Source organism: Curtobacterium sp. Csp1 (assembly GCF_013347185.1).
In genome coordinates, this window is the sequence record NZ_CP054594.1 from 1,630,679 (window position 1) to 1,647,423 (window position 16,745).

General features: G+C 73.2%; 16 protein-coding genes and 1 tRNA gene. 5 read left to right on the forward strand and 12 right to left on the reverse strand.

Going from position 1 to position 16,745, the window contains the following annotated elements; translation table 11 throughout:
- Positions 1–92: 92 nt before the first annotated feature.
- Positions 93–878, reverse strand: coding sequence for an isoprenyl transferase (locus tag HUN58_RS07850; protein ID WP_254631646.1), 786 nt, complete (start codon positions 876–878; stop codon positions 93–95).
- Between the two features lie 69 nt (positions 879–947).
- Between HUN58_RS07850 and HUN58_RS07855 the strand changes: the two genes are divergently transcribed.
- Positions 948–1,643 (forward strand): hemolysin III family protein, encoded by a 696-nt coding sequence (locus HUN58_RS07855; protein WP_114848913.1) that lies wholly within the window; start codon positions 948–950, stop codon positions 1,641–1,643.
- A 136-nt stretch (positions 1,644–1,779) separates the two neighbouring features.
- On the opposite strand, the gene HUN58_RS07860 is transcribed toward HUN58_RS07855, so the two are convergent.
- Together HUN58_RS07860 and mca are read right to left on the reverse strand one after the other, a co-directional pair.
- On the reverse strand, positions 1,780–2,076 hold the full coding sequence (locus HUN58_RS07860; protein ID WP_141860508.1) for a hypothetical protein: 297 nt from the start codon (positions 2,074–2,076) through the stop codon (positions 1,780–1,782).
- On the reverse strand, positions 2,073–2,963 hold the full coding sequence (mca, locus tag HUN58_RS07865) for a mycothiol conjugate amidase Mca (protein ID WP_180225599.1): 891 nt from the start codon (positions 2,961–2,963) through the stop codon (positions 2,073–2,075). Before mca ends, HUN58_RS07860 begins: the two co-directional genes overlap by 4 nt.
- Before the next feature lie 224 nt (positions 2,964–3,187).
- Here mca and HUN58_RS07870 point away from each other — a divergent pair, with 224 nt between their 5' ends.
- Together HUN58_RS07870 and greA are read left to right on the forward strand one after the other, a co-directional pair.
- The gene (locus HUN58_RS07870) at positions 3,188–3,511 is read left to right on the forward strand and encodes a DUF4307 domain-containing protein (RefSeq protein ID WP_167510018.1); all 324 of its coding nucleotides are present in this window, start codon (positions 3,188–3,190) and stop codon (positions 3,509–3,511) included.
- A gap of 67 nt (positions 3,512–3,578) precedes the next feature.
- Positions 3,579–4,067: a transcription elongation factor GreA gene (greA, locus tag HUN58_RS07875; RefSeq protein ID WP_058742779.1), complete on the forward strand. Its 489-nt coding sequence runs from the start codon at positions 3,579–3,581 to the stop codon at positions 4,065–4,067.
- Between the two features lie 152 nt (positions 4,068–4,219).
- On the opposite strand, the gene HUN58_RS07880 is transcribed toward greA, so the two are convergent.
- The 3 genes from HUN58_RS07880 to HUN58_RS07890 all read right to left on the reverse strand — a co-directional run bounded on the left by HUN58_RS07880 (position 4,220) and on the right by HUN58_RS07890 (position 7,368).
- Positions 4,220–4,711: a hypothetical protein gene (locus HUN58_RS07880; protein ID WP_058742778.1), complete on the reverse strand. Its 492-nt coding sequence runs from the start codon at positions 4,709–4,711 to the stop codon at positions 4,220–4,222.
- A gap of 95 nt (positions 4,712–4,806) precedes the next feature.
- Positions 4,807–6,066 carry a threonine ammonia-lyase gene (ilvA, locus tag HUN58_RS07885; RefSeq protein WP_180225600.1) on the reverse strand — a complete coding sequence of 420 codons (1,260 nt, stop codon included), beginning with the start codon at positions 6,064–6,066 and terminating at the stop codon, positions 4,807–4,809.
- Positions 6,067–6,129: 63 nt separating this feature from the next.
- Positions 6,130–7,368, reverse strand: coding sequence for an AI-2E family transporter (locus HUN58_RS07890; protein ID WP_114848908.1), 1,239 nt, complete (start codon positions 7,366–7,368; stop codon positions 6,130–6,132).
- 93 nt (positions 7,369–7,461) lie between these two features.
- On the opposite strand from HUN58_RS07890, the gene HUN58_RS07895 reads away from it, so the two are divergent.
- Positions 7,462–8,727 carry a winged helix-turn-helix domain-containing protein gene (locus tag HUN58_RS07895; RefSeq protein WP_208745454.1) on the forward strand — a complete coding sequence of 422 codons (1,266 nt, stop codon included), beginning with the start codon at positions 7,462–7,464 and terminating at the stop codon, positions 8,725–8,727.
- A 41-nt stretch (positions 8,728–8,768) separates the two neighbouring features.
- On the opposite strand, the gene HUN58_RS07900 is transcribed toward HUN58_RS07895, so the two are convergent.
- A complete protein-coding gene (locus HUN58_RS07900) occupies positions 8,769–9,350 on the reverse strand; it encodes a LemA family protein (RefSeq protein WP_174778750.1) in 582 nt (193 codons plus the stop codon).
- A 242-nt stretch (positions 9,351–9,592) separates the two neighbouring features.
- On the opposite strand from HUN58_RS07900, the gene HUN58_RS07905 reads away from it, so the two are divergent.
- The gene (locus HUN58_RS07905; protein ID WP_208745455.1) at positions 9,593–12,067 is read left to right on the forward strand and encodes an Ig-like domain-containing protein; all 2,475 of its coding nucleotides are present in this window, start codon (positions 9,593–9,595) and stop codon (positions 12,065–12,067) included.
- A gap of 106 nt (positions 12,068–12,173) precedes the next feature.
- Here the strand turns inward: HUN58_RS07905 and HUN58_RS07910 are convergent, their stop codons facing one another.
- From HUN58_RS07910 to HUN58_RS07930, 5 genes are all read right to left on the reverse strand, one after another.
- Positions 12,174–13,523, reverse strand: coding sequence for a threonine/serine exporter family protein (locus HUN58_RS07910; protein ID WP_141860496.1), 1,350 nt, complete (start codon positions 13,521–13,523; stop codon positions 12,174–12,176).
- 40 nt (positions 13,524–13,563) lie between these two features.
- Positions 13,564–13,637, reverse strand: a tRNA-Leu gene (locus HUN58_RS07915).
- Positions 13,638–13,724: 87 nt separating this feature from the next.
- Complete coding sequence (locus HUN58_RS07920) at positions 13,725–15,200, reverse strand: NAD(P)/FAD-dependent oxidoreductase (RefSeq protein WP_114848905.1); 1,476 nt, start codon at positions 15,198–15,200, stop codon at positions 13,725–13,727.
- 43 nt (positions 15,201–15,243) lie between these two features.
- A complete protein-coding gene (locus HUN58_RS07925; protein WP_058743368.1) occupies positions 15,244–15,792 on the reverse strand; it encodes a DUF501 domain-containing protein in 549 nt (182 codons plus the stop codon).
- 35 nt (positions 15,793–15,827) lie between these two features.
- On the reverse strand, positions 15,828–16,385 hold the full coding sequence (locus HUN58_RS07930) for a septum formation initiator family protein (RefSeq protein WP_058743366.1): 558 nt from the start codon (positions 16,383–16,385) through the stop codon (positions 15,828–15,830).
- Positions 16,386–16,745 lie beyond the last annotated feature (360 nt).

Consider the following 16,745-nt stretch of genomic DNA (forward strand, 5'->3'; position numbering starts at 1 on the left):
ACTGGGATGCCCGGGCGCGGGCGAACGCAGGCCACCGGACGCACCGGAGGACGCGGCACGAGCGGCGACCGCAGGACGGCTCCGGCGCGCCCTCAGCCGCCGAAGCGTCGGGACCGCAGACCGAAGTCGCGGACGGCGCGGAGGAAGTCCACCTCGCGCAGGTCCGGGTAGAAGGCCTCGACGAAGTAGAACTCGCTGTGCGCGCTCTGCCACAGCATGAAGTCGGAGAGCCGCTGCTCGCCCGACGTCCGGATCACGAGGTCCGGGTCCGGCTGCCCCTGCGTGTACAGGTGGTCGCCGATGAGCTCCGGGGTCAGCACCTCGGCCAGGGTGTCGAGCGTGCCGCCACCCTCGCCGTGCGCCCGCACGATGCTCCGCATGGCGTCGGCGATCTCACGGCGGCCGCCGTACCCGACGGCCAGGTTGACGTGCAGGCCGGCGTGCTCCGCGGTCTCCGCCTCGGCGGTCTCGAGTGCGTCGACGAGCGCCGTGGGCAGCCCCTCGTCCGCCCCGACGTGCTGCACGCGCCAGTCGCGGTGGTCGGCGAGCGTGCCGGCCAGGTCGGCGATGATGCCGATGAGCTGCTCGAGTTCCTCGCCGCCACGGCCGGTCAGGTTGTCCGACGACAGCAGGTACAGCGTCACGACCTCGATGCCGAGGTCGTCGCACCAGTCCAGGAACTCGGGGATCTTCGCCGCGCCGGCCCGGTGCCCGTGCGCCGCGGACTCCAGTCCGAGCTGCTTCGCCCAGCGGCGGTTCCCGTCGACGATCATGGCGACGTGCTTCGGCATCGCCTGTCCGTCGATCTGGCGACGGATACGACGCTGGTAGGCGCGGTAGAGGATCCCGCGCCCGGCCCACTGCACCCTGCCGCTCACGGCACGACTGTAGTGCACCGATCTTCGGATGTTCGGCTCCCGTTCGGGCAGGCCTCCTACTGTCGTCCCATGCAGGACGAGACCGCAACCCTCCCCCACGTCCCGTTCACCGAGGAAGCCGCCACCGAGCCGCCCCGCCCGGCCTGGCGCGGGTGGATCCACCTCGGCACGTTCCCGTTCGCCGTCGCGATGGGCGTCGTGCTCATCACCCTCGCCGACAGCGCGGCCGCCAAGGCCGGCAGCGCCGTCTTCATGGCGTCGTCCCTGCTGATGTTCGGCGTCTCCGCGACGTACCACCGGTTCCCGTGGGGGCCGACGGTCAAGAAGGTCCTCAAGCGGATCGACCACACGAACATCCTGCTGCTCATCGCCGGGACGTACACGCCGATCGCGATCTGCGCCCTGCCGCACACGCTGATGGTCGTCGTGCTCTGGGTGATGTGGTCCGGCGCGGCGCTGGGCATCGCGTTCCGCGTCCTGTGGATCGGTGCGCCGCGCTGGCTGTACGTCCCGATCTACCTCGTGCTCGGGTGCGCCGCGCTCGGCCTGCTGCCGCAGTTCTTCGCCGCGAGCGTCCCGATGACGGTCCTGGTGCTCTCCGGCGGGCTCGCCTACATCCTCGGGGCGCTCGTGTACGGCTTCAAGCGTCCCGACCCCGCCCCGACGGTGTTCGGGTTCCACGAGGTCTTCCACGCCCTGACGGTCGTGGCGTTCGCCGCACAGTGGGTGGGTGTGCTCATCGTGGCGCTGCACCCGGTGCGCTGACCGTTCCGGGGCGCGTCACGGACGGGAGGCGCGTGGCGGTCCCGCCACGCCTCCCTCGCAAGCTCGGTCGGCGCGGCCCGCGTGCCGCTGGCGCGTCACCGCTGAGCGGGCCGCGCCAGTCCGTCGGTGGTGCCTTCTACCCGCGTTCGGTGTCGTCGCCCACGTCGGTGCGGCCGTCCTCGGCCGACCGCCGCTCCGGCTCGTCCGTCGCGGTCCCGGCGTCGCCCTGCTCCAGGCGCTCCCGGATCTCGGCGCGGTAGCGCGTCCGCCGGATGCGACGGGTCATGTCGACCACGAGCAGGATCGTCACCACGGCGACGACCGCGATGGCGATGAAGCCCGCGACGCCGGGGGTGACGTCGACGTCCGGGACGGTCGACGGGCTCGGGCTGGGGTTCGTGGCGGCGATGATCGTCGCCGTGATGGTGCTCACGCGGTGGTGTCCTCGTCCTCGGGGATCCCCGCGAACAGGTCGGACTCCGGCAGGTCGGTGGGCACGCGTGCCTCGACGAGCTGGTAGTCCTCGGTGGGCCACACCGTCGCGAGGAGGTCGTTCGGCCAGGAGAAGAAGGCGCTGTCCGGCGGCACCTGGCTCGCGTGCGCACGGAGCGCGGCGTCACGGGCGTCGAAGTGGTCGCGGACGTCGACGTGCGACGTGGACAGGTCCGGTCGGTCCGCGAAGCGCTCGACCCACTCGCCGAGCTGCACGAGCGCCGTGTCCTCCGGGTTCCGCTCCCGCATGGCGTCGTAGATCGTCCGGAAGCGCCGTGGGTTCATCGTCCGCTCGTAGTAGAGCTTCGACACCGCCCACGCCGGGCCGGCCGCCGGGTACCTCGTCGGGTCCGCGGCGTCGCGCCAGGCGGCGACCGAGACCTCGTGCGTGCGGATGTGGTCCGGGTGCGGGTAGCCGCCGTTCTCGTCGTAGGTGACGAGCACGTGCGGACGGAACCGACGGACCACGCGGACGAGCGTCTCGGTCGAGTACTCGAGCGGGACGGTGGAGAACGTGCCCGGACGGACCGTCTCGCCCTGCTCGGCGTCGGGCAACCCGGAGTCGTGGTACCCGAGCCAGACGTGCTCGATCCCGAGCGCGGCCTGCGCGGCGGCCATCTCGGTGCGGCGGTACCCGGCCATGTCGCGGTGCGCGCGGCTCGTCGCCGGCTCGCCGAGCTGGTCGTTGAGGATGTCCCCGGCCTCGCCGCCCGTGCACGAGACGACCATGACCTGGTGGCCCTCGGCGACGTACTTCGCCGCGGTGGCCGCTCCCTTGCTCGACTCGTCGTCGGGGTGGGCGTGGACGGCCAGCAGGCGGAACGGCACGGGGGTCCCTTCGGAGACGAGTGGGATTCGGGCGGTGCACAGCGGGGCGTGGCCTACCCTGGGACCAGGATAATCACCCCAGGAGCCCCGAACTGTCCGAACCGCTTCCCCCCGTCGCCCCCGACGCCACCCGCACCGCTCCGGCCGGCGCCACCGCGGCGACCCTGGACGACCGCTACGGTCGCACCGCGGGCAACCGGAAGCGCTCCCGACTGCTCGCGATCGTGGCCGCCGCCGCCGTGGTCGTGGTGTTCGCCGCCTGGGTGGTCTGGGCCGGGCTCGACCAGAGCTCGCACGGGCTCGACAGCACGGACGTCGGTTACCAGGTCGTCTCCGACCACGAGACCGTCGTGCACTCCCAGGTGTCCGTCGACCCCGGGACCGAGGCGAAGTGCGCCGTGCAGGCCCTCGACAAGTCGTACTCGATCGTCGGGTGGAAGGTCGTCACGCTGCCGCCGTCGAACGAACGCACCCGCAGCATCACGACGCCTGTGAACACCACGACGCGCGGCGTGACCGGCTTGATCCACGACTGCTGGGTTCCCTAGACTCGTCTGATTCGCGAGCGAGACCGGCCACACCGGCCGGTCTCGTTCTCTGTCGAAGGGAACCCACATGAGCAACGACCCCCAGGTCACCTGGCTGACCCAGGAGGCGCACGACCGCTTGACGGCCGAGCTCGAGCAGCTCTCCGGCCCCGCCCGCAAGGAGATCGCGGACCGCATCGAGGCGGCACGTGAAGAGGGCGACCTCAAGGAGAACGGCGGCTACCACGCCGCGAAGGACGAGCAGGGCAAGATCGAGGCGCGCATCCGCCAGCTCACCGAGCTCCTCAAGCACGCCACGGTCGGCGAAGCGGACTTCGACGGCACCGTCGAACCCGGCACGGTCGTCACCGCCGTGATCGCCGGCGACGAGTCGACGTTCCTCGTCGGCAACCGCGAGATCGTCGCGGACGGCTCGGACCTCACCGTCTACAGCCCGGTCAGCCCGGTCGGCGCGGCCATCGTGGGCATGCGTGCCGGCGACGAGACCACGTACACGGCGCCCAACGGCAAGGAGATCGCCGTCACGGTCACGAAGGTCGAGCGCTACGAGCCGTAGCCCGATCGGCCCCGCACCGTGCGGGACGTGACGAACCACAGAACCGACGTCGAACCGGGCACCCGCCCTGGTTCCACGTCGGTTCTCTGGTTCGACGGGCATCTCCGGTTCGACGGGCATCGACGCGGGAGCGTCGGCGCCCGGCGCGCGCGTCAGAGCGTCGCGACCTCGCGGTGCGTCAGCGCTCGGGCGCACGGGAAGCACACCAGGTCCCCCACCGCGACGTCCCCGGGCAGCACCGCGTCCCGGCCGGCGGTCCCCGTCGGGTTCGTCGTCACGGTGACCGCCGCGGCCGGGGCCACCGACCGGCGGCCGATCAGCCGGGCCTCGGTGAGCACGGCGCAGTCGGGCAGCACCGCGTCGAGCTCGACGAGCAGCACGCCCCAGGGCCGCCGGACCCGGGTGACGGCGGCCACGGCGACGCAGACGTCGCGCGGCACCCAGTCGCGCGGGCGGTACCGCGGCGGTGCCTGCTCCGCGGTGTGTACGCAGGGTGTCCCCGCGACCGCCGCGAGTCGCTGCATGGACACCGCACGCACCCGGACGTCGTCGGTCGTCGCCTCGGTGCTCGCCGGCCAGAGCACCGGGTCGAGGGGATCGGGGAGCGAAGCGCGGAGCGAGGGGAGGATCGACGTGAGGGTCATGACGGCAGCATCACGCGCCTCCCGGCCGTCCGCCCCGTCGCAGACGGAACGCTGACGGCCACGCGCGCGGTCCGTGCGGACCGCTGACGGGTTCTCTAGTGCTCGAGGAGCTCGGGGCGGAACCCGACCTCGTGCAGGCGCTTGATGACCTCTTGCGCGTGCTCGGGGCCGCGGGCCTCGATCGACAGGTCGAGCGCGACCTCGTTGATGACGAGGCCCTGGCCGTGCCGGGTGTGCAGCACCTCGACGACGTTCGCGCCGGCCTCGGAGATGACCTGCGCGACACGGGCGAGCTGTCCCGGACGGTCCGGCAGCATGATCCGGATGCCGATGTACCGCGACGCCGCGACGAGCCCGCGGGTGATCACGCGCTCCATCATGAGCGGGTCGATGTTGCCGCCGCTCAGCAGCACGACCGTGCGGCCGGTGTCCCTGACCGCGCCGGACATGATCGCCGCGACGCCGACCGCGCCCGCTGCCTCGACGACGAGCTTCGCCCGCTCGAGCAGCACGAGCAGCGCGCGGGCGGTGTCGTCATCGGAGACCGTGACGATCTCGTCGACGTGGTCGCGGATGATCGGGAAGTTGAGGTCGCCCGGGCGGGCCACGGCGATGCCGTCGGCGATCGTCGGCGTGGTCGCGACCGTGACCGGCTCCCCCGCTCGGATCGACGACGGGTAGGCGGCGGCGTTCTCGGCCTGCACGCCGATGACCTTGATCTCGCGGCCGAGCCGCTCCGCCGTGCCCTTCACGGCCAGGGCGATGCCGGCGATCACGCCGCCGCCGCCGATCGGCACGACCACGGTGTCGACGTCCGGCACCTGGTCGATGATCTCGAGGCCGAGCGTGCCCTGGCCCGCGATCACGGCGGGGTGGTCGAACGGCGGGATGAACACGGCGCCGGTCCGGGCGGCGAAGTCCTTGGCGGCCGAGAGCGCCTCCTCGACGGAGTGCCCGCGCAGGACGACCTCGGCGCCGTAGTGCCTGGTCGCCTGCAGCTTCGGCAGGGCGACGCCGACCGGCGTGAAGATGGTGGCGGGGATGCCGAGCTCCCGGGCGGCGAGCGCGACGCCCTGCGCGTGGTTGCCGGCGCTGGCGGCGACGACGCCCGCTGCACGCTGCTCGGGGCTGAGCGCGGAGAGGCGGTTGTACGCGCCGCGGACCTTGTACGCGCCGGTGCGCTGCAGGTTCTCGCACTTCAGGTGCACCGGTGAGCCGAGCAGCTCGGCGAGGAACTGCGACGTCTCCATCGGCGTGACGCGTGCGACCCCGGCGATGGTCTCCCGCGCTGCCTCGATGTCCGCGAGCGTCGGGTACGCGGCGGTCTGCGGTCGGGGCGTGGTGGTGTCGGTCACGGGACCATCATCGTCGCTCCCGGGCCGCACGGCGAACTCGTGACGAGCGGCCTGTGGAGGCGCTCAGCCCGCGGTGCCCTTCGCCGCGGTCGGCTGCTCGTCGCTGCCGGGAGCGGGCACGCCGTCGGGGTGCCGCTTCCGCCAGCGCCGCTTCCGCTTCGCCTCGACACTCGCGTGGTGGTCGCGCTGCTTCGCCTCGAGCACGTGGTCCGAGTCGAGGCCCTTCCACCGCCCGCTCGCGATCGTCGTCACCATGGAGTTGACGGTCGCGATGAGCGGCACCGCGAAGAACGCCCCCGCGATGCCCGCGAGCCCGGACGCCGCCGTCACACCGAGCACGACGGCCAGCGGGTGCACCTTGACCGCGCTGCCCATCACGAGCGGCTGCAGGATGTGCCCCTCGACCTGCTGCACGACGAGGATCACGCCGAGCATGATCACCGCGGCGACCCAGCCGTTGAAGATGAGCGCGATGAAGACGGCGAGGAAGCCGGTGACGATCGCGCCGACGACCGGGATGAACGCGCCGAGGAACACGAACACCGCGATCGGGATGACGAGCGGCAGCTGCAGAGCGGCCGCACCGATGCCGATGCCGACGGCGTCGACGAACGCCACGAAGATCTGCACGCGGATGAAGCTCGTCAGGGTGGTCCACCCCGCGACCCCGGCGCCGTCGATGGCCGCGCGCGCCTTCTTCGGGAAGAGCCGGACGGTCCAGCGCCAGACGTTCTTGCCGTCGATCAGCAGGAAGATCACGGTGAAGATCACGACGAAGAGCCCGGCGAGCAGGTGCGTCAGCGACGACCCGGCACTGGCGACGCCGGACAGGATCGACCCCGAGTTGCTCGAGAGCCAGTCGGTGGCCTGGCTGAGGTACTTGTTGAGGTCGCCCTGGCTGATCCCGAGTCCGGAGTTGGTGACGAACTCGCGGATGGTGTCGTACTGCGACAGCGTCCGGTCGCGCAGGGAGGGGTAGGACGCGGCGATCTGGTCGACGACGAGCCAGATCAGACCAGCGACCGCCGCGAGCCCGCCGACCAGGCTGACCACGACCGCGATCCACTTCGGGACGTGGTGCCGCTGCATCCAGTTCGACAGCGGGACGAGGAGCGCCGCCACGACGATGCCGATGAGGAACGGGATGAGCACCTCGCTGAACAGCGTGACGAGGTAGATGACCACCGCGACGACCCCGAGCACGACGAGCACGCGCCACGACCAGGCGCCGGCGATCCGCATGCCGGTGGGCACCGAGTCCTCGACGACGGGATCAGGATGCGTCTTCTTGCCCCAGGCCATGCCAGCGAGTGTACCGACGCGGCACATCGGACGTTCCAGATGCGGCATACCCGTCAGTGGGCCGTGTCGGCGCGGCTCGGTAGCGTCGTCCTCATGGTCAGGACGACGCTCTCCGCCGCCGAGGCACGACGGGTCGCGCTCGCGGCGCAGGGTTTCGGCGCCGCCCCCGCCGACACCGTGTCGACCCGGACGCTCACGGCCGGGTTCGCGCGGCTCGGGCTGTTGCAGATCGACTCTGTGAACGTGTTCGAGCGGAGCCACTACCTGCCGCTCTTCGCCAGGCTCGGGTCGTACGACCGGGCCACGCTGGACCGTCTGACCATGACCCGTCGCGGTCCGTACGCCGAGTACTGGGCGCACGAGGCGGCGTTCGTCGCCCGCACCGACCTGCCGCTGTTCCGCTGGCGCATGGACGCGTTCCGGGAGCGCGACGCTCGGCCGAACCGGGTCGAGGGCGTCGAGCGGACCGCCGGTGTCCGACGCGAGCTGCTCGCCCTGCTCCGGACCGAGGGGCCGATGCCCGCGAGCGCCGTCGAGCACGAGGCGAACGTCCGCCGAGGCCCGTGGTGGGGGTGGAGCGACGTGAAGACCGGGCTCGAGCAGCTGTTCCGCTGGGGCGAGGTCGTGAGCGCCGGACGGTCCGGTTTCGAACGCGTCTACGCGCTGCCCGAGCAGGTCCTGGCACCCGGGGCCCTCGAGACCGCCCCCGACCGGACCTCCGCCGTCACCGAGCTCGTGCGGCGCGCGGGCCGTGCGCTCGGGGTCGCGACGCGCGCGGACCTCGCCGACTACTTCCGACTGCGCTCGGACGACACTGCCGCGGCCGTGACCGAGCTCGTCGAACGCGGCGAGCTCGTGCCGGTGACGGTCGAGGGGTGGAAGGATCGGGCCTGGCTGCACGCCGATGCCCGGGTCCCGCGGCGCGCGGCCGCGGACGCCGTGCTGAGCCCCTTCGACCCGGTCGTGTGGTTCCGTCGCCGGGCCGAGCGGATGTACGGCTTCCACTACCGGATCGAGATCTACACGCCGGCGCCGAAGCGGGTGTTCGGATACTACGTGCTGCCGGTCCTGCAGGACGACCGGCTGACCGGGCGGATCGACCTGAAGAGCGACCGGCAACGCGGGGTGCTCCGGGTCCGGACGGCGTGGCAGGAGCCCGGGGAGCACCTGGACGCCGAGCGGCTCGCGGAGACCCTGCGGCGGACCGCGGCGTGGCAGGGACTCGACGGCGTCGAGGTCACCGACCGCGGCACCGCTGCGGCAGCCGTTGCCGGGGCGCTCGGTCTGCCGCTCGTGCCGCACGTCGCAGCGGACGACGCCGACGCTCCCGAGTCGACGCCGACGGACGACGCGGCCTGACGGTCACCGGTCGCGCTGCGGGGCGACCGGGACCGACCCGGTCAGAACTGGACGCGCGGGGGTTCGGCGATGGCCGAGGGCTCGGCGGTCTCGAAGAACGACGCCTCCTGCACGCCCTTGCTCTTCGCGAACGTCGACGTGGGGAAGTGCTTGATCTTGGTGTTCAGCTCGCGGACGCCGCCGTTGTACGAGCGTCGCGCGGCCTGGATGCGGTCCTCGGTCTCGACGAGCTCGGACTGCAGCTGCAGGAACGCCTGGCTCGACTGGAGCTGCGGGTAGCCCTCGGCGACGGAGAACACGCTCTTCAGGGCCTTCTGCATGTGGCCCTCGGCCACCGAGGCGCTCGGGGCGTCCGCGGCACTGAGCGTCTCCGCCCGGGCCTTCGTGACGTCCGCGAAGACGGCCTTCTCGTGCGTGGCGTAGCCCTGCACGGTCTCGACGATCGTGGGGATGAGGTCCGCGCGACGCTGCAGGTGGGTGGCGACGTCGTTCCACGAGGCGTCGACCCGTCCCGTGAGGGACATCAGCGACCGGTAGCTCGACCAGAGGGCGATCCCGACCACGACGAGCAGGACCACCACCACGGCGACGACGATGAGCGTCGTGACGAGTCCGGTGTCCATCGGGCGTACTCCTTTGCGCGTCGGGTACCGCGCGGCGTGCCGCGGGCGGTGCGTGGCCGTGCGAGGGCCGCCCACGATCCTACCGAGGCGCTCCCGGGAGGACCGACCGCGGCCACGGTTCACGGGTGATTCCCGAGTGGCGTCCACCGGGCGCCCGGGCGCCGTGCGGGCTCGTGCACCGTCGGACACATCATCCGTGCGGCGGATTGACCACGGCGCGCGGATCACGTCTGATGGAGGCGGTGAACACGCTCGGGGACAACGTGGACGAGACGGCCGTCGGGGGCGACGGCCGCGTCCGTCGACCCCGCGCCCGGCGACTCGTCGGCACGGTCGCCGCCCTGTCCGCGGCGGCGGCGCTGGCCCTGTCCGGCGCACTCGTGCTGGGCACCCCGGCCGAGGCGACGGCCGCCACCACGACCACGTCCACGTCCACGTCCACGACCAGCACCGCGACGCCCGACGGAGCCACGCCGGACGCCACCAGACCCGCAGCCACCACCACCGAGACCGACGGCACAGCCGACACGACAGCCGCAGCAGCCGCCACACCCGCGCAGCGCACCGCCACACCCGCCCCCACGGGCACCCCGGCGCCCCTGCTCGGCTCGCTCCCACCCGACGCCGGCGGCTCGGGCTCCGGCTCCCCGACACCGACCCCCACCGACCGCCCCGCCGTCCGCCCGACCATCGCCGACCCGGGCGACGTCACGACCGCGACCGTCCGCCTGCACGGGACGGGCACCCCCGGACACACCGTCCGGATCACCGGTCCGGGCGGGACGGGCTGCACGACCACGGTGGGCACCGACGGTTCCTGGGCCTGCATGGCGACGGTCCGCTCGGGTCCGCAGCAGGTGTTCAGCGTCACGGACCGCGACGACACCGCACTGGGCTCGTCGAGCGCCCCCGCCTCGGACGTCGTCGTCCCGCCGTCCGTCACCACCGCCGGTCCGACCGCGGGTCCGCTCTCGGGCACGGGCCTGCCCGGCGCGACGGTCACCGTCGGCGTCGTCGGCGCCCGCGGCGAGGCGGTCGCCACCGTGCGCGCCGACGGCACCTGGACCGTGGCGCTCGGGTCGGTCGCCGCGCAGGACGGCCGCCTCACCGTGACGGGCTCGCAGACGGCGAGCACCGCGGGCGGCTACCGATCGGACCTCCGCAGTGCCGCGTCCACGCCGCGCACCGTCACGCTCGACCGCACGCCGCCGTCCGCCCCGCGCATCGAGACGCCGCGGTCCGGGTCGACGATCGACGCCGCGGGGACCACGATCGCGGGCTCGGGCGAGCCGGGCGCCACCGTCACGGCGTACGTCGACCGCGCTCCGGTCTGCCGCACCCGGGTCGGCGACGACGGCCGCTGGCGCTGCTCGACCGAGGGTTCGGTCCTGAGCGGGGGCACGCACGCGGTCACCGCCCTGCAGCAGGACGCCGCGGGCAACGTGTCCCCGTCCTCCCCCGCGATCCGTGTCCGGGCGAGCGGCTCCACCACGTCCCCGAGCACGGCACCGGGCACCCCGTCGGGCACGGCGTCGGACGCATCGCCGACCGGTCCCCCGGGCCGGACCGCGGGCGCCACGCCCGGCACGACGCCGACCGCGGGCGGCGTCGGCGCGCCGGGCAGCGCGAGCAGCGGCCCCGGCGGCACGACGGGTGGCAGCGGCACCGCGGGCGACCCCGGGAGCCGCGGCGTCCCGGACTGGTCCGGTCCCGCTGGCGACTGGGCGGCCGCGACGACCTACGACCGCGGGGTGCCGTCGCTGGCAGCGTCGTTCTCGTGGGGCACCGTCCTCGTGGCGACCGCGGTCGCCGCCGGGTTCCTGGTCCTCGTCACGACGCCGCTCGCCCTCGTCGGTGCGGCGGCGCGGGGACGCCTCCGGACCGCGTGGCTCCGCAACCCCTTCGCCGGCGTCCTCGGCCGGAACCGCACGCGCGCCGAGCGTCGCCTCGGCGACGACGTGCTGCCCACCTGGGCAGCCGTCGCGCTCGGTGTCGGGATCGTCACGGTCGCGACGCTGCTCGGCGTCGGGGTCGGTCTCGAGGCCCGCTACGTCCGCCTCGCCGTCGCCGTGCTCGCCGGCTCGGCCGTGCTCACCGCGGCCGTGGTGGTCGCGACCCACTGGGCTGCGGGGCGCGACCGCGGCACGGTCGGCTTCCGCGTCTCGCCGTGGCTCGTCCTCGCCGCGCTCGTCGCCTGCGCGCTCACCCGGACGACGGACGTCTCCCCCGCCCTGGTCGTGGGCGCCGTCCTCGTCCCGGTCGGCCGCCCGGGAGCCGACACCGGCGCACTCCGTCTCGGGTCCGGTCTGGCCGCGGGTGTCCGCAGCGCCACCGCCCGCACCGGCGCACTCCTCGTGGTCACCGTGGTCGGCTGGGTGCTGCACTCCGTGACCCCGGACACCGGCTTCTGGACCGCGCTCGGCTCCGAGTTCACCACCACGCTCTGCGTCGGCGGCATCGGTGCGCTGGTCGTCTCGCTCGTCCCGCTCGCCGGCTCCGCGGGTGCCACGCTGCTCGACGCGGCCCGGGGCCGGTACGTCGGTCTCGCGGTCGCGTCCCTCGCCCTGGCGGCCGCGGTCTACGCCGGCTCGGCGATCCGGCCGACGGGTCCCGGGGTCGTCACCACCCTCGCGACGGCCGCGGTGGCCCTCCTGGTCGTCGGCTGGTGGTGGCAGCGCCGACCCGGCGCCGCCGTCGGCGGCGACACGGCACGCTGAACCGCGACGTCCGTCACGTGGTGCGTGGACACCGGACGGGAGGCACGGGGCGGGCCCGTCACGCGCCTCCCGTCCGTCGTCCGTCCCGTCCCGGCGACCGCCGCACTCAGCGGGCCGCGTCGGTCGCGTCCGCGCGCGGGTGTGGTGCGTTACGTGCGAAGAGCCCGGGCAGGAGGCCGCCGATCTTCGTCCCGATGCACAGCGACACGAACGTCGCGAGGGGGACGCCGAGCGCCTGCGGGTCGAACGTCGCGACCGCCACCAGCCCGACCGTCCCGGGGACGAGGAGCAGGAACGCGGGGAAGAACGACACGGTCGCCGGGATCACGGGCACGAGCCGCTCGAGCAGTCGGGTCGCGACGAACAGCAGGGCCGCCGCCGCTCCCGTCGCGACGACGCTTCCCCACACCGGCGTCGTGCCACTCACCACCGCGTAGGCGGTGATCATGACCGCGACGGACACGAGCGTCAGCCGCCACCCGGACCGGAAGACCAGGCCGAGGCCGACCGCGAGCCCGACGACCGCCACCCACGACACCCAGTAGGACGGCACGGCCTCCCACCCGCCGCGGTCCGTGCCGACGCCGGCGACCTCCCCCACGAGCGCCGCGGAGGCCGGGTCGACCCGCAGTCCGGTGAGCGCGCTGCCGGCGGCGATGCCCGCGGCCATGAACCCGAGCGTGATGAGCCCCTGGACGAGCCGCGACGACCCGGTGACGATGTCCGCCGCGGTGAGCTCGAGCAGCGCGTTCGTGATGAGCGCACCCGGGACGAACACCGCGACGGGCGCGCACACGGCGAACAGGGGCACGTGGTCGAAGCCGGTGCCGGCGGCGACGAGGCCGACGATGCTCGTCGAGACGAACGCCCCGAGGAACGGGATGATCGCGACGGCCTCGCGGAAGCGGCGCAGCACGAAGCTGATCACCCCGACGAGGGCGCCGACGCCGAGCGCGAGCAGGACCGCCCACCACGGGCAGCGGAACACCACCGCGAGACCAGCCGAGGTCAGGGCGTTGCCGACGATCCACGGCAGGGCCGGGGGCGGCACGGTGCCCGCGCGGATGGCCCGGACGCGGGCGGGGATCTCGGCGAGGCCGATCGACCCGCTCTCCAGGCCGAGCACGAGCCGGTTCGCGCGGGCTGCCTGGCGCGAGGAGAGCTCGATGCCCTCGGCGTTCACGATCGTGGCGGCGCCCGTCGCGACCTCGCTCACCATCACGAGCGCGGGCAGGACCCCCACGGCGAGGGTCGGCCCCACCCCGGCGGCGTCGCGGGCCTTCTCGAGCGCCGAGCGGACGTCGGTGACGGAGCTGCCGGCGTCGAGGAGCAGGGCGCCGAGCGTGCCGAGGAGCATGCCGGTGGGGACGGTCTCGCCGTCGACGACCTCGACGTGGGCCTCGGGGCGTCCGAGGGCGTTGCGCAGGTTCGCGAGGGCGCTTCCGAGTCCGACCACGGACACGATGCTAGGTGGTCCTCGCAGTGGCGACGTTCCGTACCCCCGGTGGGACTCGAACCCACAACTCGGCGATTTTAAGTCGCATGCCTCTACCGGTTGGGCCACGGGGGCGCAGCCGCAACAGCCTACCGACGCGACGACGGCCGCCGCCCCACCGGGGCGACGGCCGTCGTGTCGTGCGTGCGTGCGGTGCGACGCCTACTTGGCGTCGGCAGCGGCCTCGACCGGCTGCGCGTCCTTCGAGACGTCCTCGGCGGGCGTCGCGTACGCGGGGCCGGCCGCGTCGGCGGGCTTGCCCTCCTCCGGGGCCGGCGCCGCGGCGGCCGGAGCCGACGCCTCGACCGCGGGCTTCGGCCGCGAGGCCCAGGCCTCGAACGAAGCACGAGGGGTCTCGCGGTCGTCGAGCGACGCGATGTCGCGGCCGAGGAAGAAGCCACCCACCCAGTCGCCGATGACGCGCCACTTGCGCTCCCACGACGGCATCGCCAGGCCGTGGTAGCCGCGGTGGGCGCCCCAGGCGAGGAAGCCCTTCATCGCGAACTTGCCGGACTGGAAGACACCGATGCCGAGACCGAGGCCCGCGACGGCGCCGAGGTTCTCGTGCTTGTAGTCGTTCGTCGCCTCGCCACGGAGCACGGCGACGAGGTTCTTCGCGAGCTGCTTGGCCTGACGGACCGCGTGCTGGGCGTTCGGGACGCAGAAGCCGCCCACGCCGCCGCCGGTGAGGTCCGGCACGGCCGCGACATCGCCGCAGGCCCACGCGTCGGCGACGACACCCTCGTCGTCCACGACCCGCAGGTCGGGCTGGACGCGGATGCGGCCGCGCTGCTCGAGCGGGAAGTCGGTGCCCTTGACCATCGGGTTCGCCATGACGCCGGCGGTCCAGATGATGAGGTCGGACTCGATGGTCTCGATCGAGTCGTCCTTCGCCTTGAGCTGGCAGACGCCGCCCTCGGCCGAGGCGAGCTGCGTCTCGAGGTGCACGGTGGCGCCGCGGGACGCGAGGTTCTCGAGCACCCAGTGCGAGGTCTCGAGCGACACCTCGGGCATGATGCGGCCCATCGCCTCGACGAGGTGGAAGTGCGTGTCGTCGAAGGACAGCTCGGGGTAGCTCTTGAGCAGGTCGGACGCGAAGGAGCGGAGCTCGGCGAACACCTCGATGCCGGCGAAGCCACCACCGACGACGACGACCGTGAGCAGGCGGTCACGCTCGGGACCGGCCGGCAGGGTCGCTGCCTTGTGGAAGTTCACGAGGATCTTGTCGCGGATCGCCGCGGCCTCCTCGATGGTCTTCAGCCCGATGGCCTCGTCCGCGACGCCCGGGATCGGGAAGGTGCGGGAGACGGCACCGGCGGTCATGACGATCTGGTCGTAGGACTCCTCCCACGCCTCGCCCTCGGCCGGGGTGATCGTCGCGGTCTTGGTGGCGTGGTCGACCTTCGTGACCTTCGCCGTGACGACGCGGGTCTTCTTGAGGTGACGACGGTGCGAGACGACCGCGTGACGCGGCTCGATCGAGCCGGCGGCCACCTCGGGCAGGAACGGCTGGTACGTCATGTAGGGCAGCGGGTCCACCATGGTGACCTCGGCTTCGCCCTGACGAAGGTGCTTCTCGAGCTTCCAGGCGGTGTAGAAACCGGCGTAACCGCCGCCGACGACGAGGATCTTGGGCACGGGGGATGATCTCCTTGGAGTGGGGTGGTTGCCGGGAGGCTGGTCAGAGTTCGCCGCCACCCGCCCCGACTCCAGCGTCTGCCATGCCATCATACGCCCGGCACTCACACCGGGAGGGCGACCACTCGATGCGCTCGAGCGCGAGGTCGCCGATGGGGTTGACGCCGGGTCCGGCAGCGAGGGCGTGGCCGACGAGCGCGTGCAGGCACTTCACGCGGGTGGGCATGCCACCGGCGCTGATGCCGTCGATCTCGTCGACGTGCTCGATCGACTCGCGGTCGGCCAGGTAGGACTCGTGCGCGGCACGGTACTGCGCCGCCACGGTCTCGTCCTCGAGCAGGGCCGCCAGTTCCGGCATGACCTGGTTCGCCTCGAGGGTGCTCACGGCGGCGGTGGCCGCCGGGTGGCACAGGTAGTAGAGCGTCGGGAACGGGGTGCCGTTGCCCAGCCGCGGCTTCGTGGACACGACGGTGGGGTTGCCGCAGACGCAGCGTGCCGCGATCCCGATGACGTCGCGCGCCGGTCGGCCGAGCTGCGCCGACACGACCAGGACGTCGTGCTCGGAGGGCGGGTCGAAGGGAGGGGTCGTCACGGGCACGTGAGCCTACCCGAGTCGCGGCGCTCGGCCTACTTCGTGTCGCTGGTGGCCGCGCCCGTGGGGTCGCCGGTGCCCGAGACGTCCGGTGCGACGAGCTGGTCGGTGGTCTTCTTCGTCAGCCCGGACTCGAGCACCGAGGACAGCATCGCCTGCACCCAGTCGACCTTCGGCGTCTGCACGGTCGAGCTCACCGGGCTGCCCGAGTCGGTGCGGGCCTTCGTGTCCCCGGAGCCCTCGCCAGACCCCATCACGAGGTAGCTCTCCTCGCCCGGGTAGACGTAGAGCAGCCGGTCGCGGGCCTGCGCCTCGATGTACGCCGGGTCGTCCCAGCGGGCCACGTCCTGCTTCTTCTGCGCGACGTCGGCCTTCTGAGCGGCGACCTCGCGCTGCTGCTGGGCGATCTGCTCCTGCTGCTGCACGAGCGTCCGGAGCGAGGGTGCGAGCACCACGACGAACAGCACGATGATCGCGAGCATGAGCAGGCTGAAGCCGGAGAACCGGATGGTCCGGTACCAGGGCTGTTCGTGGCCACCGGACGCCGGCATGGCCACGGGGACGCGGCGGACGCGGGGCTTCTGGCTGGGCACGTCACGACGATAACCCGATTGGGCGGGTCGGACCGGGACCGGCACGCGGGCGTGGGGTCGCCTCCCAGCCGGCCTGGAGGCGCGGTGCCGGCCCGCCCCGCCGGTCCCGTCCCGGCGTGTGGTCGCTTCCGCCGACCGCGTTCGCCATCGTCCTGTCACCCTGTCGCTCCGTGGCCCGTGCTCCCGCCCGTGCTCCCCGCCGCGCCGTCGCCCCCGTCACCCCCGTCGGCCCGAGCGGGCACAACACGCCGCCGGTGGTCCGTCGAGCGGGCGAAACCTGTCGCCGCTCGGGGCCGAGCGTGCCAGATGTGGCCCGCGCGACGGGCGGGGGCGGAGCCCGGGAACGACGAGACGCCGCCC